This is a genomic window from Candidatus Hydrogenedentota bacterium (assembly GCA_012523015.1).
Lineage (GTDB): Bacteria > Hydrogenedentota > Hydrogenedentia > Hydrogenedentales > CAITNO01 > JAAYBJ01.
Window position 1 is genome coordinate 1 of the sequence record JAAYJI010000181.1, and the last position, 20,575, is coordinate 20,575.

The 20,575-nt window shown below is 51.1% G+C and carries 13 protein-coding genes and 1 tRNA gene; 3 read left to right on the forward strand and 11 right to left on the reverse strand.

Annotation, left to right across the window (positions count from 1 at the left end; genetic code table 11):
• The 4 genes from GX117_07985 to gap form a co-directional block, all read right to left on the reverse strand.
• Positions 1-1,313, reverse strand: a 1,313-nt coding sequence (locus tag GX117_07985; protein ID NLO33279.1) for a polyribonucleotide nucleotidyltransferase, incomplete at its 3' end; no start/stop codon positions are given.
• Between the two features lie 178 nt (positions 1,314-1,491).
• The gene (gene rpsO / locus GX117_07990) at positions 1,492-1,761 is read right to left on the reverse strand and encodes a 30S ribosomal protein S15 (GenBank protein ID NLO33280.1); all 270 of its coding nucleotides are present in this window, start codon (positions 1,759-1,761) and stop codon (positions 1,492-1,494) included.
• Positions 1,762-1,891: 130 nt separating this feature from the next.
• The gene (locus tag GX117_07995; GenBank protein ID NLO33281.1) at positions 1,892-3,154 is read right to left on the reverse strand and encodes a phosphoglycerate kinase; all 1,263 of its coding nucleotides are present in this window, start codon (positions 3,152-3,154) and stop codon (positions 1,892-1,894) included.
• An 81-nt stretch (positions 3,155-3,235) separates the two neighbouring features.
• Positions 3,236-4,234, reverse strand: a complete 999-nt coding sequence (gene gap, locus GX117_08000; protein NLO33282.1) for a type I glyceraldehyde-3-phosphate dehydrogenase — start codon at positions 4,232-4,234, stop codon at positions 3,236-3,238.
• Between the two features lie 383 nt (positions 4,235-4,617).
• Here gap and GX117_08005 point away from each other — a divergent pair, with 383 nt between their 5' ends.
• From GX117_08005 to GX117_08015, 3 genes are all read left to right on the forward strand, one after another.
• The gene (locus GX117_08005; protein NLO33283.1) at positions 4,618-5,931 is read left to right on the forward strand and encodes a hypothetical protein; all 1,314 of its coding nucleotides are present in this window, start codon (positions 4,618-4,620) and stop codon (positions 5,929-5,931) included.
• Positions 5,932-6,326: 395 nt separating this feature from the next.
• Complete coding sequence (locus GX117_08010) at positions 6,327-6,527, forward strand: hypothetical protein (GenBank protein ID NLO33284.1); 201 nt, start codon at positions 6,327-6,329, stop codon at positions 6,525-6,527.
• A gap of 162 nt (positions 6,528-6,689) precedes the next feature.
• Complete coding sequence (locus GX117_08015; protein ID NLO33285.1) at positions 6,690-8,903, forward strand: DUF1343 domain-containing protein; 2,214 nt, start codon at positions 6,690-6,692, stop codon at positions 8,901-8,903.
• Here GX117_08015 and GX117_08020 read toward each other — a convergent pair.
• The 7 genes from GX117_08020 to GX117_08050 all read right to left on the reverse strand — a co-directional run bounded on the left by GX117_08020 (position 8,868) and on the right by GX117_08050 (position 20,516).
• Positions 8,868-10,127, reverse strand: coding sequence for a hypothetical protein (locus GX117_08020; GenBank protein ID NLO33286.1), 1,260 nt, complete (start codon positions 10,125-10,127; stop codon positions 8,868-8,870). The two genes, GX117_08015 and GX117_08020, sit on opposite strands and share 36 nt — an antisense overlap.
• 7 nt (positions 10,128-10,134) lie before the next feature.
• Positions 10,135-11,214 carry a glycosyltransferase family 4 protein gene (locus GX117_08025; GenBank protein NLO33287.1) on the reverse strand — a complete coding sequence of 360 codons (1,080 nt, stop codon included), beginning with the start codon at positions 11,212-11,214 and terminating at the stop codon, positions 10,135-10,137.
• A gap of 219 nt (positions 11,215-11,433) precedes the next feature.
• A tRNA-His gene (locus tag GX117_08030) sits at positions 11,434-11,510 on the reverse strand.
• A 143-nt stretch (positions 11,511-11,653) separates the two neighbouring features.
• Positions 11,654-13,936, reverse strand: coding sequence for a M28 family peptidase (locus GX117_08035; GenBank protein ID NLO33288.1), 2,283 nt, complete (start codon positions 13,934-13,936; stop codon positions 11,654-11,656).
• 901 nt (positions 13,937-14,837) lie between these two features.
• Positions 14,838-16,865 (reverse strand): endonuclease/exonuclease/phosphatase family protein, encoded by a 2,028-nt coding sequence (locus GX117_08040; protein NLO33289.1) that lies wholly within the window; start codon positions 16,863-16,865, stop codon positions 14,838-14,840.
• A 31-nt stretch (positions 16,866-16,896) separates the two neighbouring features.
• The gene (locus GX117_08045) at positions 16,897-19,248 is read right to left on the reverse strand and encodes a DUF4091 domain-containing protein (protein ID NLO33290.1); all 2,352 of its coding nucleotides are present in this window, start codon (positions 19,246-19,248) and stop codon (positions 16,897-16,899) included.
• Positions 19,249-19,367: 119 nt separating this feature from the next.
• Complete coding sequence (locus tag GX117_08050; protein NLO33291.1) at positions 19,368-20,516, reverse strand: hypothetical protein; 1,149 nt, start codon at positions 20,514-20,516, stop codon at positions 19,368-19,370.
• Positions 20,517-20,575: the final 59 nt, after the last annotated feature.

Consider the following 20,575-nt stretch of genomic DNA (forward strand, 5'->3'; position numbering starts at 1 on the left):
CGCACGGTATAGGGGAAATCGACCGTCTCATCGCCTTCAAAGCGATCAGGGCTCACGAAAGGAAGCATGCATTCCAAAGCGCGTTCTGCCAGCTTTCCATGTCCCACTTCACGGCGACCCGGTCCCGCAATACGGCGAACCTCTCCCACTGACCAGGGCGGGAAATTATAGTGCAGGAAGAAGCGGCGGAATTCATCGCCTGTAAGCTCGTCTAAACGCATTTCATCACGGCTCGTACCCAAGGTAGATGCCACGATCGCCTGCGTTTCACCCCGTGTAAATAAGGCGCTGCCGTGTACACGCGGGAGGATACCCACTTCAATGGAAATATCGCGCACTTGATCAAGGCTTCTGCCGTCTATGCGCGTGTTCGTATCAATGACCTGCTTACGCATAACGTGTTTTTTCAATTCGCCCAGTACATCAGCAATTTCGCCGGCACACTGCTCGAATCGCTCTTCCCCATATTTTTCAAGCAGGGCTTCAAGGGTTTCCGTCTTAACCGCATCCAGCGTATCAAGCCGTTGTTGTTTTTCACGAATACTGAAGGCTTCTTTAAAGCGTTCTGCTGCCAAGGCCTCTACGTCCGCAACGATCTCCGGATTGGGTTCCGTATCATCGACAGGCATTTTTTCCACGCCTGCACGACTGCGAAGATCTTCAATTGCCTCAACAATAGCGCGGATATGAACTTGGGCAAACTCAAGTGCCTCAACCATAAGTGCTTCGGAAAGCTCGTGCGCCTGACCTTCAACCATGCAAATGGAATCTTTGGTGCCCGCCACAATAATATCCAGGCTGCTGTTCTCCATAAGATCCATTTTCGGGTTGACCACCAACGTGTCGTCGATATAGCCTATGCGCACCGCGCCGATAGGCTCAACGAGGGGCGCTTTCGACAGATGCACCGCCGCAGAAGCGGCGTTAATGGACAGGATATCGGGGTTATGGATATTGTCTGCCGAGAACACGGTTTGACAAATCATGATTTCGTTACGGAACTTTTTCGGGAACAGAGGGCGCAGCGGCCGGTCTGTCATACGGCACACTAAGATTTCCCGTTCCGACGGCCGCGATTCGCGGCGAAAGAAGTTACCTGGAATCTGACCTACAGCATAAAATTTTTCTCGATAATCCACGGTCATAGGGAAGAAATCAGCATCTTCCCGTGCCTCGGGCGCAACGGTTACAGCGGAAAGAACCATGGTCTCCCCACTCTGACAAATCACAGAACCATGCGCTTGTTTCGCAATACGGCCAGTTTCGAATTGTAATTCGACCTCGCCCGTTTGAACTGTTACTTTTTCTACCATCAAACATTTCCTTTAAGCCTTGCCTTACTTTTGCAGGCCTGTTCAATTCCCGGCACTTCTATGCGCAGCACCGATCCGGAGGGACCGGTGCATATCAGACAACGACCTTCTATAGAAAAGGTCGGAAAAGAAGACAGGCGCTGCACACCTCTCAGTACCAAGCCTCCCCAAATTGCGGCTATTTGCGCAGCCCAAGCTTACCGATAAGCGTGCGATACCGTTCCACGTCCTGCTTGTGTACATAGTTAAGCAGGTTTCTGCGCTTTCCTACGAGACGCAGGAGACCGCGACGACAGGCAAAATCCTTGGGATGCTGCCGTAAATGCGCTGTAAGCTGGTTAATACGTTCAGTAAACAAGGCCACCTGAACCTCTACGGAACCGGTATCTTGGCTATCATGACCGTGAGCTTGTACGATTTTTTCTTTTTCTTCTCTTGCAAGTGCCATTTCAATCACCTTTCTGGTATACACCCGTGCCCAGCACAGCGACGGTGAACCGCTTGCCCGAGTCACGGGTACGTTTACGTTACTCTATTAGTATAACAAAAAAACCATCTATTCAGGGAAAATCTATGCCTCAGCCACATCCACGACATCCGGCACAGCCGCCTGGCATATCCGTTAATGCGGCGAGTCCGGGTAATTCTTTGCCTTCCAACATTTCGAGCGACGCGCCGCCGCCTGTGGAAACATGCGACATTTTGTCGGCCAATCCAAACTGAATCACTGCCGCCGACGTATCGCCGCCGCCAATAATGGAGGTCATCGGACCCTCTGCCAAGGCTTGCGCAATGGCCCGGGAACCGGTTGAAAAATTCTCCATCTCAAAAACGCCTACAGGACCATTCCAGACGACGGTGCGCATCGTTTTGAGCGCGGCCACATAGCGTTCAATGGTCTTAGGGCCAATGTCCATGCCTTGCCATTTTTCAGGAATTGCATCAACATCCACCACTTTCCTGTTCGCGTCATTGTCGAAAGCATCTGCAATCACCACATCTTCGGGCAACAACAGATCCACCCCTTTTTCTTGAGCAAGTTTCATCACCTTCTTCGCCACTTCGATCCCCGGCTCATCCAAGAGCGAATCGCCGATTTCCAGCCCTTGCGCTTTCAAAAAGGTATAGCTCATACCGCCGCCGATAATCAGCGTATCCCCCAAATCAAGAAGATGCTCGATCACGTCAATTTTACCGGAGACCTTGGCACCGCCGAGCAGCGCAGCCAGAGGCCGTTCCGGTGTATTCAAAACTTTGGCAAAATATTCCATTTCTTTGTCGACCAAAAATCCGGCGGCACTCAAGGCGACGTAATGGGTCACCCCTTCCGTCGACGCATGGGCGCGATGGACAGTACCGAAGGCGTCGGAAACATAAATCTCTGCCAAGGCTGCCAATTGTCGCGCAAATTCAGGGTCATTGGTCTTTTCACCCTTGTTGAATCGGGTGTTTTCCAAAAGAATAATGTCCCCTTCCTTCATGGCCGCCACAGCTGCCTCTACTTCCGGGCCGACACAGGCGTCCATCTTCTTGACAGGCGCGCCGACCAGATCACTGAGACACTGGGCGATAAAATCCATTTTCAGCGTGCTGTTAGCCGCTTCCATCGCTGCGCGCTCTTCGTCATTGGTAACTTTGGAGAGATCTTGAGGACGCCCCAAATGTGACATAAGGATGAGTTTGCCGCCTCTATCGCGAACATACTGAATACTTTTCAATGCGGCACGGATACGCATGTCATTGCGCACGCTACCGTCTTTATGCAGGGGCACATTAAAATCAACGCGCATCAAAACGCGGCGGCCTTGAACATTCACCTGATCAAGTCTGACCTTTTTCATGGAAGACATCCTTATGGGTAAAACTTATGGAGAAACGGGACCGCCTCCAAGAAGCGGTCCCGACAAGAGATTTTAAATAACTTAGCCGGCCATCAATTTGAACAAATCGATGCAGCGGTTGGAATAACCCCATTCATTGTCGTACCAAGAAATAACTTTGACCATGTTGCCTTCCATGACCATCGTCAGCTTGGAATCAAAGATGGAGGAGTAAGGATTGCCGATGACGTCGCAGGAAACGATTTCGTCTTCAACATATTGCAATACGCCTTTAAGCGCGCCTTCAGAGGCGGCCTTCATGACGGCGTTGACTTCTTCCACAGTCACGTTGCGGGAAACTTCCACAACCAGATCAACGACACTGCCGTCGATAACGGGAACGCGCATCGCCATGCCGTGCAGTTTTTTGTTCAGTTCGGGCAGCACTTCGCCGACTGCTTTGGCAGCGCCGGTCGAGGTCGGAATAATAGAATAGGCGGCAGCACGGGCACGACGCAGATCGCTATGGGGCATATCAATAACCTTTTGGTCATTGGTGTATGCGTGGATCGTGGTCATGAGACCGCGTTTGATGCCGAAGTTTTCGTGGAGCACTTTCGCAACGGGCGCCAAGCAGTTCGTCGTGCAGCTGGCATTGGAGACTGTCTTATCTTCGGGCTTCAGGGTGTCATGATTCACACCGTAAACAATGACGGCATCCAAGGCATCTTTCGGGGGCACACTGAGCAGGACTTTTTTCGCACCTGCTTTGATGTGCAGTTCACATTGTTCTTTGGAACGGAAAACGCCGGTAGATTCGAGAACAAGGTCGACGCCTTTTTCGCCCCAATTGAGCGCTGCGGGATCTTTTTCCGCGCTGACAAATACTTTTTTGCCATCAACAATAAGGTAATCGCCATCGGAGCTTACGTCTTTTTTGTATACACCCATGACGCTGTCATATTTAAGCAAGTGTGCAAGGGTTTTCGCATCACTCAAGTCGTTGATTGCTACTACTTCAAAAGCAGGTTCTTCCATGAGCAGTTTGAATACGTTTCTGCCGATACGACCAAATCCGTTAATACCAATTTTTGTTGCCATAGCCAAGAGATTCCTTTCGATTGATTCGGGTTATACTTACACGGTACCTTGATGCGTGCTGTTTCAGATTCTCGCGTGGGGATGAACCCGGGTACAACAACCCATCAAGGCTACATCTGTGGAAATGCATTGAAAATAAGGATGAGGTATTGTTGCAGCGTAAGCCCTTACCGTGGTTCTTCTCCCCTGCAACCCCCTTAAATAATAAAGACTTGCTTTAAAGGGGCAGTATACCTTACCTTAATGAGGCTAGTATGCCATAATAATGCCGGTCAAGTCAATCAATGCCGTGGATCCCTATCCTGTCTGCGGCATCCGGTTTCAGTTTTCTGGGTCGGTCAAATAGCCGCGGAGCGTGCTCTGCGGACAAAAGGAAAACAACGATGCGCGCGAAAATGTCGGATCTTTTAAGAAGAGCGCTTAAAGGGGGATTCCCCTGCCTATTCTTGGTTATTCCTTTATTGATACAGCTTGGCGGCTGTGATTCCTGCATCAGTAAACAAAAAATATCTGAAGGCCCCGTGCTGCAAACTCCGGCAAGCCCCGCTGCTGCGCCCCCTGTGCCCACTCCCGGTTCACCGCTTCCATATCCCGCCGCGGCGACAGAAAGCGGCGTGACAGCCGCCCCTCAAGAAGAAGCGCCTCAACCTCCAAGTTATGGCGCTGAATTGGTGCTCAATATCAAACCGGGGATGAGTTATGAAGAGGTTCGAGAAATCCTCGGTGATCCCGGCGTTGTCGTTGCCGGCACCGAAGAACAAAATGTTGTGTATCGATGGAGCGCCTCAGGCGTCAGCTTCATGGGACGTTTCGAAAACGGAGAATTGATCCGAAAAAATCTCATCGCGTCAGATGAGCCGAACCAAATTCCAGATGAAGAAACACGACGCTTTGATCAATCCTTATTTGAGCAGATCCAACCCGGTATGAGTATTGATGATGTACTCATGATTATCGGCATGGACGCGCAACCTTTATCTGCCGAAGGTTCCACCGTAAAACTTTATAAATGGACCGATGCGGAAGGCTCCAGTATCACCGCCCGTTTTGAAAATAAAAAGCTGGTTCGAAAATCAGGCGCGATTCTTAGCCGCAGTGAGGCAGAACACAGAGCCGCCCTCCCTGAAACAAGGCAGCCTGCTGAGGATATGGCTTCCGACGAAATGATCGCTGTTGAAGAGGAGGACATCGCAGACGAGGCACAGGAACAAAGGCAAGAATACGGGAGCACCGACGACGGAGAAATTTTGCAGCAAGGAGGGCAACAGAAAAGGGCGACTATTTCTCCAACCGAACTAGAGCAAAAATCAAAAGTCCATGTGATTGGATCGAAACGGCGGGAACGAGAGCTGTCCGAAGATGATTCTCCTTATGCGGGCCGATCTTATCGGCCGAAAACCAAGTTGCCCGAATTTAAACGAAGCTTGCGTTCAGGCTCTTATGAAATTCTTTTCCAAAATACAACAGCCCATCGTGCGCAAGTGGCGCTCATTTCTGAAGAAGGCGGTATGGAATTGAATGTGCCGCCCAACGGACGTGTAACGAAGAAAGTAGGACGGGGTACCTACAATCTTTATTTCATTTACGACAATGACCCGTACACGCTGCACCAAGGTCAATCGATTCCCGTGAAAGAATTGCTGGTTGATTTCGTCGTATATTTATTTGATGATTCCTCGGAAGTGAACCTCCTGTGAGTCATGGCAGAACGCCCTCCTTTTGCGCTGTCTTTAATCCAAGAACCAAGACAATAGTTTCGACCAAAAAACGATGTCGTGGTTTCAAGAATTAGCTCCTCTCAGTGCTGCGCCAATAAAAAAACAAATCTACTTATTTTATTTGTATTTTTGTTCACAGATTGCTACAACTATACAAGATTAAAATTTGAAGTGAAGGTATCGGAGCGTTGATGAAGTAATGCTGATGCGTTGCTTTGCATCAGCACGGTTTCTTTTGTCGGCATAATCAGGCAATGCCTGTTATAAGCGCGGACCGAATCTAAGGAATGGACGGCGCTTCGGTTGCTCATAAGGATGGGTAACCGGCAATAGTTGTATTGGGAGATGGCCACAACCATGAGGAGAAACTATCCATGGCCGCAACGAAACCAGATGTAAAAAAAGCTGCAGCAAAGAAAGCAGCGCCCAAGAAGGCACCGGCGAAGAAAGCTGTCGTAGCAAAAGCAGCGCCCAAGAAGGCACCCGCGAAAAAAGCCGCGGTGAAGAAGCCTGCTGCGCCCAAGAAGGCACCCGCGAAGAAAGCCGCAGTGAAGAAGTCTGCTGCGAAGAAATAGCCATACCGAGTCGCTATTTACCTTGAGTAATTCATGAGACCGCACAAGTCATAGGGACTTTCCCGTATAATGGCTTGGGCGGTCTTGTTTTTATATAAAACTTTCACCGCTTAGTCGTAGATCATGAACTACTCATCAATGCAAAGGAGTTATCATCAACCGATGCAGTCAAGTCAGGAACATATCTTAGAAATAGTGCAACGAGCTGTTCAGCGTTCCAAAGCGCCCGGCGCCGTGGCGTGTGTAGGTCAGGGGAATGAACGTATCTTTCTCGGTGCCGCAGGTCAACGCGCCCTTGCTCCACAGCATGAAACCGCCACGGTGGACACGCTCTATGATTTGGCGTCCTTGACTAAAGTGGTTGCGACAACAACGGCTGTACTCTTATTAAGAAATGCCGGCGTGCTGGATCTTGATCAGTCGGTATCAGCCTTTATTCCACTTGCTCATCTTGATCGTTTCACGCTGCGCCATCTCATTACACACGCTTCCGGAATCCGCGCCTGGGATGCTTTTTACACACGTCTCTCAGGACAGCTCCCCTATATCGAAGCCATCGCCGCATGTGCCGCCGATGCACAACCGGGGGTACAACGTACCTACTCCGATCTCGGTTTCATTTTATTGACTCGGGTGGTTGAGCAAGCGGCTCAAGAGAATTTTGAGACCTTTTGTAAGACCCATATCTTTGATCCACTGGGGATGAAGGATACCTGCTTCAAACCGACCGACGCGCTCCGCCAACGATGCGCCCCCACTGAGAACAACAAGGCACGGGGCGGTATCATTCGTGGCGAAGTGCACGATGATAATGCCTTTGCGTTGGGCGGCGTCTCCGGGCACGCGGGTCTTTTCAGCACAGCGGAAGATCTCGAAAAATTTTGTCGTGCATTCATGGCCGGTCGTATCTTGCCCATAGAAACACTGGACGAGATCACACGAATCGGTCAACTTCCCTATTATCCTTGGCAAGGCTTGGGATGGTGGCTGGATCCCTGCGCCTCCGGGCCAAACGGATTCCTGACCGCGCGCACTGCTCTAGGTCATACAGGCTGGACCGGAACAAGTATTTGGATGGATCGCGCCAACCAAGTATATGCGATTCTTCTGTCCAATACCTGTCATCCCAACCAAAAAAACCGGGATAACGGTGAACTGCGCCGCAGCTTTTATACCCCGCTGTCGGCTCTGTTTTATAAAGATACGACCAATGCACAAAGCGGCCTTGACCGGCTCGTACGCGACAAGTTTGCGCCCTTACATGAAAAACGATTCGCCTTATTGTCCAATACGGCTGCTGTCGATCAAACAGGTCGTCCCATCTTGGACGTCTTGGCGTTGGATAAATCACTGACTCTGCGGTACATTTACAGCCCTGAACACGGCTTTACCGGAAGCGCCGAGGCAGGCGAAAAAGTCTCCTCGAAAGAAGGCGCTGTGCCTATCATTAGTTTATACGGTGACCGCAAAGAACCTTCGCCCAGCGAACTGGCCGGCATTGATCTCTTTGTCGTCGATCTGCCTGATATCGGCGCACGCTACTATACCTATATGGCTACCATGAAAAGCTGCATGGAGGCATGCGCAAAAGCAAAGGTGCCTGTACTCGTACTGGACCGGCCCAATCCCGTCGGCGGCGCAGTGCTTGAAGGTCCCCTTCCGGCGCAATACAAATCTTCTGTTTGCTGCGCACCCATCCCCATCCGCCACGGTATGACCCTCGCTGAGCTCGCGCTCTATTTCAAAGACACCTTTTTTGCCAATACCAATCTGAAATTAAATTTCAGTCTTGCCGACAATTGGTGGCGTGAATTGGATTTTGACCAATGTAATCTGCCTTGGGTAAATCCTTCCCCGAATATACCCAACAGTGAAGCGGCACTCATGTATGTGGGCACCGCTCTTTTTGAAGGGCTCAATGTGAATGAAGGGCGGGGCACCGAAACGCCCTTCCTCGTGTGCGGCGCGCCCTGGATGAATCCCATTGAGATCTTGAAAAGAATCGACGCCGCAGAGCATCCCGGCATCGCACTCACCGGTACGATTTATATGCCCAAGTCCATACCGGGCAAAGCCACGAATCCCAAGTATCGGGATCAGCTGTGTCAGGGTATCCTCTTTAACATCACCGACAGACAACAAGCCCGGCCCTTCAAAGCAACCCTTGCCGTGATTATCGCGCTGCACCAATGTCATCCGGAACTGAAATGGGAAAATTTTTTCGATACCCTCGCCGGCGGTCCGTGGCTGCGCGAACAGATTCTAGCAGGAAGATCGGCAACAGCCATTACGGACGAGATTCAAAAGGATCTGGTGAATTTTGATGCGAAACGGCCGAAACTATATGCCCCGTTGAACACACGTCTGGAACTGTGAACCGCCTCGACGCCGATACCGCCGGTGGGCATAAAGATATTCCGCCAGCGCCCGATAGATCCACGCCACTCCCCAGCGCGGAAAAACAATGCGGGAACGGAAACAGGGATAGGCACGATACCAAGGCGCACCGTCGCTATTGCTGCGCAATTGATAATGGGTCCAGCGCAAAGTCTGCACGGCAGCGTTCAATGCGCCGGGCCGAAACTCCGCCAACGCGCTGTTGCAAAGAATCCCCTCGGCACAAGAATGAATATCAACCGGCCACGCCCCCCAACCATTTACGGGCATACCGTCAGCGCGGAACAGTTTGCGATAAAAAGAATAGCCTCGCTTTAATGAATCCGACAATTCCTCTGAGGGATGAATCTTGTATAGGGTGTAAAGGGCGCGCAGCACAAAGCCGCTATGATGATGATCCACCAATTCCATGAGTGCCGGCTCGTAGCCGTCGCCTGCAACCGATACGCCATAAGGCCATGCACCGTCTTCACGCTGTGCAGACAGACTAAACTCCAGAGCGGGCCGGAGCTCCTCCATTAAATCTCTATCCTTTATGCGCGACGCCGTATGCAAGAGATGGGACACCGTCAGCAGATTAGCATTATGCACACGCCGCTGATCAGCGGGAGTGTAGGCGAAACACCACGTATCCTTATCACCCGGCAAACGGGGCAGCGACTCCAAACAAAAGTGACTGATCCCTTGCGCCGCATCGAGCAAAGCCCCATCGCCGCAAAGACGGTGAGCAAGAAGAAAGGCCTCCCCGGCAATGGCGCCGATAACACTCACCGGCGTATTGATCGGACAGTCTAAGCCCGTGGCGCGTATGGGAAAAGGATAGCCCCAACAGAGCCCTTCATAGCCGGGCACCGCCAGCCGGCGCAGTTCATCCAAATGGCGCAATCCCCTATCCAAATGAATCGTATCCCCCGTAACTTGATAGAGCCGCAAATCACCGTGCGCTGTCAAGGCAAGGGCTTTGGGATTCAAGGCGGGCTGAATACGGAGCAGCCGCCTCGACAATAAGGGGAAACAATCGGACAGCGCCGTCGAGCTTTTACGCAGCAAGGGGCGCGTCTGCAATGCACGGAAAAAAGGATGCGCTTTAATGTCAAAAGGATCGTAACCGCATAGACCATGACGCGCAATCCAGCGGTGCAGCTGAATGATCCATTCTTGAGCGATATGGATATCTCGATTGTTTGTCAAGTACAGGGGCATAAAACCGTCAATCCTTTTTCCAACGGATTCCCAACATGACTTCTTTGAAGGTTGGATAAAAATGAGCCACAGAATAACGGGCTTTTATATGCCCACGGGCAGCGCGGCCCATCGTTTCACGCAATTCGGGCTGCCTAATTAATTGCTCTAGTTTCTCGTACCATTCTTCCGGTGAATCGGCCAAAAATCCGGTCACACCATCTTCTACTACAGTCTTGTTCATGCCCACCGGCGACAAAACCACCGGTGTGCCCGCTCCCATATATTGTAAGGCTTTGAAGGCACATTTACCCCGAGCGCGGGGAGTGTCGATTAGAGGCATCAACCCAATATCCGCTTCCGTAAGATAGTTGATTTCGTCGTCAATGATCCACTTGCGATTACGCACGGTGATCCCGGGAAAGTCCCATTCTTTCGATGTGGAAATCATCATCTCCAAGGGATATTTTGTAGAGAGTTCTTTAATGGCGGGCGCGATGCGGTCTAAGTAGCCGAGATTATCGCTGAGTCCCGTCCACCCCAGAATTATAGGCTGCCCCTCATGGTTCCCATATTGTTTCCCTCCGTACAGAGGCATATCTATGCACGTGGGGATAATGGTGGCGGGGCAGCCCTCACACTCCACATATTCCTTGATCAGTTCATTGCCTGCAACACAATGTTTGCACAAACGCGCCATTTTAGCAGTCCACCCAAAATCCATGAATCGAAGAAAAGGGCTTTCTACAAAAGCAGGCGGCTCCCAAATGGCGTCATCCAAATCCATGACAAGGCGGGGATTTAAAAAAGAAATGATACGCTCAAAAAAAGGAGGGCCATAAGGAAACACAGGGCCCCGAAAAAAAACCGCTGCCGCACCCGGCACATGCCGCAATTGGGCGAAGCGGTGCAAGAACACCAAAAAAAGGTAAAGCAGCTTTTTCAGTCTGCCTTGGGATTCATAAAGCGCTTCTTTCCAGCGCACCGGCGCGGGCACACACACAATACACCGATGCCCCTCTTCTTCGAGAAGACGGGAGAAAGACTCCACACGGTAACGTATGGCCGCGTTTTTTCGGGTTTCGCAAGCGAAGAAAACAAACTTCATGGGTCGCTACCATCGGGTTAGAGATGCTGTGTAGACACGTGCAACACGATCAACGGAAAGCACATTCACTACGGAGCTTGTATTATGGCGGGTAGATTCCCAAAACTCAAATCATGGATGGGGGCACGGCGATTGCCAAAATAACAGGGACTCCGCTGAAACACAAAAAACCTGCCTCAACAGCCGGATGCTGTAGGCAGGGTCGTCGCCATTACACGATGGTACCGGGGCTGGGGTTCGAACCCAGGACCTCTGGATCCACAATCCAGCGCTCTAACCAACTGAGCTACCCCGGCAACATAACACACCATAGTATAGCCTTTGATTGAAGGCTGTTTCAACCAAAACAGCGCGGCGATGCCGTCAGATACGATGACAGGACGGTTCAAAAAGACGGACACAGCCACCATGCCGCCACAGGATGCCGAGGACTTGAGAATCACTCTACAGTGAGCGTTGCATAACTGTAACTGTAGTCGCTGCTGAGGGGCAGCCGTATGAGCGTACGATTGGGTTCCGCAGCCATGGTCTCCGGACGCGCCACAAAATCGGCAAAGGCAGGCAATCCCCAAGATTTCTCATGAATGCCCAGTTCCAAGGGCAGCTCCGCTTCTGTTTCCAGACGAAGTGCGACCCCATCCCGAGGCGGAATTTCCAAAGATATATTCCAGTCCCTGTCTGCGCCGGGCAGTTCATGACCAAGGATCCACGCCCGATATACGGGCGCGCCTGATACGACCCGAATCCACATGCGTTCAGGACCGCGGGGCGATGAAATGATGAAACTTACCTGCCGTTTCCCCGCCACTTCCTCATCCGCCGTTATGCGCAGACTAGGCGGATCCGTCAATGGCAAAGGAGCCGGTCCTTTCAAGTAAGCCGTGTTATCATTATGTAAATAAGCGCCTGCCTTCTCCGGTGTCGCGTCGTCAGGAATGTAACGCGCCAACCAGGGATCTAACTGACGGGCGGAGCTCAGCCACCACGCCTCGTTCTTATCGTAATCCACCCCATAGGCAAGACAGTTCAGGTACGGACTCTTCACGCCGGGAAGACATCCCACATAGGCAGCGCCTAACAACACGATGCCGATGACCACCAAGGCAAGGGCTGATTGAAACCACCGTGCTGACCGCAAGAGACACCATTGAGGCAGTGAAAATGAAAAGAGCAGCATCACGCCCGGAACCAACACAACAGAAAGCATAGAGGTTACGGTGTAGAAAGGCATGACCAATACGGGCGTAAGAAACATAAAAGGCGGCACGGCAAAAAACAAAGAAAAACGGATAGAACGGGGCGAACTGGCCTCTCCCTGTCGTGAACCTATCAGCAAGATCAAGAGATAGACCAATCCGAAAGCCAACGGGATCAGCGTGAGGTTCGCGCCGCCGGGCAACATAACTTGACACAGCATCAAACCAACAAGGAACCATACTAAAGCGCCCGCTAACATTTCCTGCGGCCGCGACCATCGGCGCAGCAACGCAGCGACTACAAGAAAGATAGCCGTGCCCACTGCAACAAGTCCCAGAGAAAAGGTATTATTTTGATATAAAGCCATTTCCCGAAAACGCAGAAAGATCAGGTAGCAAGAGGGTATCGCCACAAGAGAAAAGAAAAATGAAGTGATGGGAAAGATAAGGGTGCCAACCACAACACCGCGCCACGTGAGGCTCTTGGAAAGAAAGCCGTAGAGAAAGACCGCCAAAAAAACAACGAGGGCAAGAAGTGCCAGCCGCCAGCCCCACGCAATAGGATATACCACCATATGACCGCCCAATGTATTGAAATATTGTGCGTCGGGCGCGTAACAATCATTGAGGGGAATCGTTCCAAAATGACGGGCAAGACCAAGGGTATAATTACCGTGGTGTTGTAGACTGGACAGACTAATATTTTCCGCATTGTCCAACACCGTATGGTAATGTTGGAAGCCATTTACAAAGGCAACATTTAATCCCGCCACGTCATACTTATAGTGTTCAAAGTCGCTGTTGAAAGGCATCCGCTTATAAAAGTCGTACATAACGGAATTTGCCCGTGCGCCGACACCTGCCTTCGCAAGTTCACGGACGACAAAACCGTTTTCCGGCGAGGTCTCAAACATGAGGGAGGGACCGCAGCTGCCCCGTGCTTCCAGCCCAAGCATGACGCGCACATCCTGAAACCACGGATGATTGCGGAAGCCTTTTGCGCCGCCCATATTAAATTCTTCCTGATCGGCAAAGACAAAGATAATATCATTGCGCAGCTTCGGCATGCCGGTGAGGGCCCGTGCCGTTTCCAATAGGGCGGCAACGGCTGCCCAATCATCAGCGGCGCCCGGGCCCCAAGGCACAGAATCAAAATGGGCGTCCATAGCGAAAGCATTCCCGGATTCACTGCCCCGTATACGCCCGAGCACGGCGCGGCGGCGCGATACTTGCCGTTCCCCCGTCTTGTCATACTGAAAGAGCAGTTCCGTTTCTACACCAAGATCTTCCAAAGTTTTTTGAATGTAGGCGCAGGCTTCATCATTACGCAAGGATCCTGCCGGCTGCGGCGCTGTACATACTTTTTCGATATGATGCCATGCACGGATGGCAGAGAACTGATCCGGCGCTGCCGAGGTGGGAAGAGGGCGGGGCGCAAGGGAATACTGCCACGCGAAAACAGCAGCAGCAGCAAGAATAATCAGAGGAATGATGTTGGCAACAGAGGAACGATGAAACAAGGTCATAGGATGCTCCTTTCAGGGACATTCACCCCGTCGGCACGATTTCGCCGAAAGCGAAATCACCCAATCATTAAGACTTCAAGGAGAAATGAAATGTTTCACCGACACTGTGATAAAAAAAAGACAGGCAAACAAATCGCCTGTCTTTCACTAATCTACAGCATCACAACCATAAAGGATTGTTAATTATCCGCCAAACAATACGTCGGACAGAAAATCAAACATACCGTTGAAAAGAAAATCTAAAAAGAAGGTGATTGTCCGAGTCACCAACAATTGAAACAGTACCGCGAAATCCATAAAAAGTCCTTTCTTTCAAGCCTGTCTTTCATAGGCTTGTGTCGAGAAAATCAATCGTAACAGTCGACCTCATTCCAAATACACTTCTGCATACTGCGCGACAGCAGCAATAGCTTCTGACTATTCCGCCGACGGAGGAAAGACCCAGCCCAAAACCAAATCCGTTAAAAATCCGGTAAAGAACTGGAAAGTTACCCTGAACAACTCTTTGAACAGATTGAACAACAGCATAGACTTACTCCTTCTTGTCATTCCAACGTTGAAATACCAACCAACAACTATTGAAAGCACCCGCTTAAAATACAACAACAAGTGCGTGCTTGTTACGAAGCCTTCTTTTAAAAACAAGTCATTTATGGATTGTCGGGGATACAACTGTTTTTATATGCATGGGGCTTCCACAAAATACAGGCTGTTTGGGTCTATGCTATTTTTATTGAAACAGCTCACGCGAAAGCTGGTGCATGTAAAAAATATTTCCCGCAAAAGTATCCTTAAAAAACACTTTTCTCCCAAATTAGATGATCTTAAATATCAACCTAGAGAATAACATAATTTGTTAGGACGATTAAAAATAATTTTTAAACAAAAAAATGCCGGTAAGTCAAGGCGCTTCAGATCCCTTCAGTTGCAGCTGTGCCCAGTGAAGGGGATGATCGCTTCGAGACTGGGGAGGCAATACATAATCGTTTTCCAGCACCGTGAACGGAGCACTGAGAAAGATGTGGTCAATCGCGTCATCGATAGCAATGCCGCGCTTCATCCACAAAGGATTTGAACCGGAGCGGGCGGCAACCTGCGAAAAAAAATCCATCAATTGCCCATAGAAGGGATCGCGCTCCGTGAAATTAAAATCGCCCATGGCAATGGCATATTGATAACGAGAAGCTTCTTTCACAAGGGAGTCCAGATGGGCATTTTTAATTTCCGCATCGCCGGCAGGATGATTGGAAAAGACGGCAATCGGCTGACCTGACAGTTCTATTTCCGCCGCCGCCGTACCCACCTCATCAGGATTGCTGAAAGAAAAGAGAACACGCGGATTCTCTAAGGGATATCGAGACAGCAGCGCTGTCCCAAAAGTACCGGAAATGCTGCCGGGCCCGTAAAAGGCGTGATAGCCCAAGGATTGCGAAAAATAGTATACAGCATCTACCAAGGCGCCCGAAACACGAGCAGTATCACATTCCTGTAAAGCAATAACATCAGCATTAAGGCAGCGCAAGAGTGAGCGTTGCCCCAGGTAATCCCGAACGCCGGCAGTGTTGGAACCTTGTTGCATATTGTAGGAAACAACGCGGAGTGTGTCCCCTCTTGAAGCTTCCATGACCGGCCTCTGCGTGTGCCACAACGAAGCCAGCCACAACAGCAAAAGGATAAGGGACAGGCTCCCCATAAGGCGTGTTCCACGACGAGGAAGCGCCGCCTTATCCGGAGCCTTGACAAAGCCAAAGATCATCAAGAAAACACCTAAAATAAAAAAAGGCAGATAGAATTGATTTCTCAGCACCTGTCCGCCCGGAACATAGCCCCACACATTGGTGAGGATCAACAAAATAGAAATGGACACCAAGAACAACGCGGCCACGATCAAAGGCGCTACAGCGCAGCGGGGATGTGCGAAAGGACGAACTGAAAAGTAAGCGCCGCTCTTACGCAGATTCAATAGGATCACAGGCGACATGAGCAGTGCCATCCACACACCGCTTTTACCGGGTAAAACGCCGCTGCTCAAAACGATGGGCACGGAAAGGGCTGTTTCAGGAAAGGGCGGCCGACCCGCATAAAGGGCAACCACCAAAAGGGTCGTAAAAATAAAATTGCCTACAGGCAAGCTATAACGGCCGGGGTTCGGGATCCTTTGTCCTACGAGCATAAACAGGACAATCGGAACAACTACAGCTCCGGAGAAAAGCGTGCCCGTAAAAAAAGGACGGCTGTATCCATGCCAGCCATTTACAGCCAAGGGCGAAGAAAGAAAAAGGAAGGCAATGCCAAGGGCGGCGAAGAAAGAACACATCGGCACAAATGCTGCGCCGGATCCCATGTCTGCATCTTCCACCGCTTCTTGTTCTTGCAAAGGCGCGTTCAGATCATGCCACGAAAGGAGCAGCGCCATGCCGGTTAACACGGCGCCCAAGGACAGCGCCATGCCGTCCATAGAAATATCAAGCGACAATCCCCACGAACGCAACACTACAGACAGAAGCACTGCAACGCCCAAGGCCTTTCCAAAATCGGGGGATAAGCGCGCATAAGGGCGGCTCAGCAAACACGCCAGCAACACCAAAAAAAGAGACACCCCAACACCGCCGAAAAGAATACCGCCCATAGTGCCCAACAAGGGCGCGCAGAAGCGGCACAGGAGGAACAATAGCACGGCGGCACGAAATAATCGGGGCGTAGACTGCGGCGGAAGCCATAGCAGGGGCAGCGCAACCAAAAAGAGCAATAATCCCAGCAGCTCCATACCCGGCGCCAAGGCGGTCAAACTAATCCTGTAGATACTTTCCATCCACACGACGAAAAGCTGGAAAAAGAAAAGTAGGATCATGCCCAACCACAGGCTGCGGACAGGATCATAGCCGGACAATCTTTCTTCATTTTTTTCCGGCAATGTCGTATGCTTCATGAGTGCTCGATCCTTCTTTTCCATGCCAAAGTCACGGCGTATTGGTACCCGTCAACGTCAGTCCCTCTTCAATCAATTCGTCCACTTCCGCACGGGCGCTGATGATGGTATCCGGGTTTTGCGTATATTCTTTCCACGATGTTGTAATTTCGGGCTTCACGGCAAGCACCGCTTTTGCAGCTGCAGCAAAGTCGGCATGGGCATCATCAGCCGCCGCCTTTTCCACCAAAGACGCCAGTATGGCGAGCGCCTCGTAGTCCTCAATTCCATCACGCAGATTTTCCATGCGCGTGCTGGCGAGGGGTTCCTTATCAGGACCGGGATACATGAGAATACCGTCACTGTTGGTTCTAAAGGAATAAGGGTTCCACGGGCGCTCGGGCCATTTGGGCGCGTCCATATTCCAGTTTTCCTGTCCGTCATAAAGGTTGATAAGATAATAGAGAAATCCGGTCATCCCTTGTTGAAAAAACTGCCACGGCAGGATACGGGGATCCACGCCCGGAAAATCAATAAACAGGTTGGCATAAGGACGCCCGGGGCCGCAACACACATAGGCCCACACCTCATCACCGGCGGCTTGGCGTTCCCGTACCATCTCCATTTTTTTCTCCGGCAGCTGTTGGGTGAGCGGTGTCCATACATTAATATATCCAACATGCTTATCGATAATAGGATTGGCGCTTTCCCGCTTCAGCCACGGGAATTTGTCCGCCAACATGCCAAAGACCCGGTGGAGCGACGGATCCACATTTTCCACAGGATCTTTACGCATTTCCGATTCATCGAAGCCGTGCACATACCACGTAAAATCCTGCCAGTCTTTTTCCTTCACAAATTCTTCCCACGAAGCGATCCAAGCCTCCAATTCAGCCATAAGTGTATCTGCCGCTTCGGGATCTTTCGGCAGCACATCCACATTCGCCAAGCAAGTCGCATTCATACCCCGTTCATAACAATAGTCCATATCGCGGTGGGCGGGGAAAACCCGACTTTTACCCCCTTTCAAAGACGAATAAATCTGGGTTGGGCTGAGCCGATGGGCGAGCAGGAAATCGTAGAGGCGCAGCCAGTCTTCACGGGGCAGCACATCTTCACATTCATAGGAGGTGTAGAGCGGTCCATGACTGCAGTTATCATCTAAGCCCAATGTCTTTTTCACCGCATCCGGGGCATACCACATTTCCCAAATGCCGGGATTAAAACAAAAGGCGGTTTTTAATACACCTCGTACGGGCAACGAAAAAGAACGCACTTGAAGTTCCAGTCCAATATGTTCCACTGCATCGTCCGCCATGATTCGGATCACACCATGATAGACGCCCGGCTTGGTACCGTGAGGCACAGACACCGTGAACCAGATCGGCTGAACAAAGCCGGACTCCACATCAAAGGCAGCACGAGGCAGCAGCACATCGGGCCACCACCAGCCCGCGCGCCGCATGGAAGAATTAGACTGTCGTGTCTGCACATAGCCCACGGGATGCCAGGATAGATTCTCTTGATCCAACCGTGTGGCCCCGTCACTGTGGAGCAAGTCGCTCAGCACCACCTCTACCCCGTGCAAGGCGCCGCTCGTCGGGATCACGACCAACTGAAAGCTTTCCGATTCACGCCCCGCCGCAGCAAGTTGTACGGTGCTGTTCAACCTTCCCGTGAAATCTCGTGCCTCACGAAAGACCTTGTCCATAGGACTAGCAACACCGACCAAAAAAGGAAGGCGCTCATTGGGTTTCACTTCCGGATACCTTTCCCAACCTGATACGAGCATCGCCGTAGGATCGTCGGGAATGATCTTGCTGACGCGCACCCAAAGCCAGCGTGTTTCACTGTTCGTATCTTTAAAATCAGAAAAAGAAAGGGGCGCTGATGCGCGGTTGGGACGCCACGCGGGAACGGGCTGATCAAGCTGTGCCACGCCGTTTATGCGCCAGTCAAAGACTTGATGCTGATTAAAGTCGCAAGACAAGATCACGCTTGCGCCGGGCGCAACGGTTGTTTTTGCACGATGCGCAGCGTTCAACGTCGGCCGTTTGCCGGTGAACTCAACCACGAAGGGGCCGCCCGTGTTCGCGTCCTGACCCCAACCGCCAATGCGCACCGGCACAAGAGACCACTCCATGCGCAGCAAATACCCGTCACTCGCGGCCGGAATGGCGAGCTGCGTTTGACTTACAGCACTGCTCGTCCCTTCAGGGTCGCTGCACGTGTACAGTGCGCCGTCTTCCATGCGCGCCGTACCGCTAAGTTCCCAAGCCTCGGCAGCCCCGTTTTCTGTGAAGCGCTGCTCCCATATAATTTCTTGTTGTTCCGCGGTAGCAATGCCTGCCCCTATCCCCAACATACAAAGAAAACCAGCCAGTATAAAAGGAGTGTGTTTCATGATCTTTTCCTTGTCCTATGGATACCATCAACAGCGATACGCTCCGTTGCAGTATAACAACACCTCTGTTCAGATCGAAATAAAAAGACTTATCCGTCTCCAATGGGGGGGGGCATAATTCAAGGCGTAGCCGCCGTCGCATTTTTCTCAATCTGTGCGGAAAGGTCCTGCAAACGTCCGCCCGTTACAGCCGTCATGGATGGGGCGTATCGTTTCGCGTCGTTTATACGGAAGCGCTGAATAGGGCGGCCTTGCAACGTGTCAACATGTTCCACAGCGTCGTCATCTACATAGAGGCGGACCGTCTCGAAATGAAAGGGACTATCCTCCTGATCTCCGTCATGTATACGTTCCGAAGATAGGGCACGGTATTCCTTTCCGCGCAATATATAGCGCCGCCCCGCAGCATGAGGAAAAACAGCAGTGCACCACAAGTTTCTTTTTTGACTTAGGAAGGCTTCTTTTTCGACAGATTCAGGACGATATAAGAAACGGAATTTTTCCGACACCGGCATTTTCAAATCCATATACAGAAAAAAATTCAAGAGCGTGGGCGTGACCGATGCCAATAACTGATCATGGCCGGCCTGCCAATAAGAAGCGGCCCCTTCGTTTTCCCAAACTTCACCGTCGAAACAAGGTACCCAGTAGACGGGCAGCGTACTGTTCATGATACAGCGGTACGCGTTTCGGTCTAAATTCACATTGTATTCATGAAACTGCCCTTGACTATTACCGATAAAAGTATAGAGGCGGCTTATTTTATTATGCAGCAATTCAGGATCTCGATTGTAGGCAGCCGCCACGTCGCGCAGACTGCCCACCGTAAAGATAATAACGGGTGTCACAGATGCCTCTAATAAAGACAGGATTTGTTCAACGCCTCCTTGATAACGCCTGTCTTGGCTGCGTCCATTATCCTCAGGACAAGTCAGCGGTTCAGCCAGACCGATCACACAGGGGACGGAACGGCCTGTTAATCTGTTCATCTGCGCAACAGGAATGGCGCCGGGACATGCTTCCTGCCTTAAGCCCTGATCCAAAATAATTATCTGAAGATCAAATTCTTCTATAGAGTAGATACAGGCGAGATCAAAATGGTCGTCCGCATCCTCGTGAGGATGAAAGAGGTCAGTGCAGTAAATGACCGGTATCCTTGTCGGAGTTAGCCCATCGGCTAAAGCGCTGCCCATGCTGCCCAACACCGCTACACAGAGTAGCAAGCAAGCCTTGCCGATAGGGCGGTAATACTCTTTAAAGGCTTTCATACTACAGATTCCTTCTAACGTGGGCTTTGACCACAACCCAGAATTTTCTCTGTTGAGAT

Bases quoted from the DNA above. Each gene is read 5' to 3' on its own strand.
- GX117_08010 (NLO33284.1), top strand. From the start codon at position 6,327: ATGGCCGCAACGAAACCAGATGTAAAAAAAGCTGCAGCAAAGAAAGCA.
- GX117_08040 (NLO33289.1), bottom strand. From the start codon at position 16,865: ATGAAGCATACGACATTGCCGGAAAAAAATGAAGAAAGATTGTCCGGC.
- GX117_08045 (NLO33290.1), bottom strand. From the start codon at position 19,248: ATGAAACACACTCCTTTTATACTGGCTGGTTTTCTTTGTATGTTGGGG.
- GX117_08035 (NLO33288.1), bottom strand. From the start codon at position 13,936: ATGACCTTGTTTCATCGTTCCTCTGTTGCCAACATCATTCCTCTGATT.
- GX117_08005 (NLO33283.1), top strand. From the start codon at position 4,618: ATGCGCGCGAAAATGTCGGATCTTTTAAGAAGAGCGCTTAAAGGGGGA.
- GX117_08050 (NLO33291.1), bottom strand. From the start codon at position 20,516: ATGAAAGCCTTTAAAGAGTATTACCGCCCTATCGGCAAGGCTTGCTTG.
- GX117_08025 (NLO33287.1), bottom strand. From the start codon at position 11,214: ATGAAGTTTGTTTTCTTCGCTTGCGAAACCCGAAAAAACGCGGCCATA.
- rpsO (NLO33280.1), bottom strand. From the start codon at position 1,761: ATGGCACTTGCAAGAGAAGAAAAAGAAAAAATCGTACAAGCTCACGGT.
- GX117_08020 (NLO33286.1), bottom strand. From the start codon at position 10,127: ATGCCCCTGTACTTGACAAACAATCGAGATATCCATATCGCTCAAGAA.
- GX117_08015 (NLO33285.1), top strand. From the start codon at position 6,690: ATGCAGTCAAGTCAGGAACATATCTTAGAAATAGTGCAACGAGCTGTT.
- gap (NLO33282.1), bottom strand. From the start codon at position 4,234: ATGGCAACAAAAATTGGTATTAACGGATTTGGTCGTATCGGCAGAAAC.
- GX117_07995 (NLO33281.1), bottom strand. From the start codon at position 3,154: ATGAAAAAGGTCAGACTTGATCAGGTGAATGTTCAAGGCCGCCGCGTT.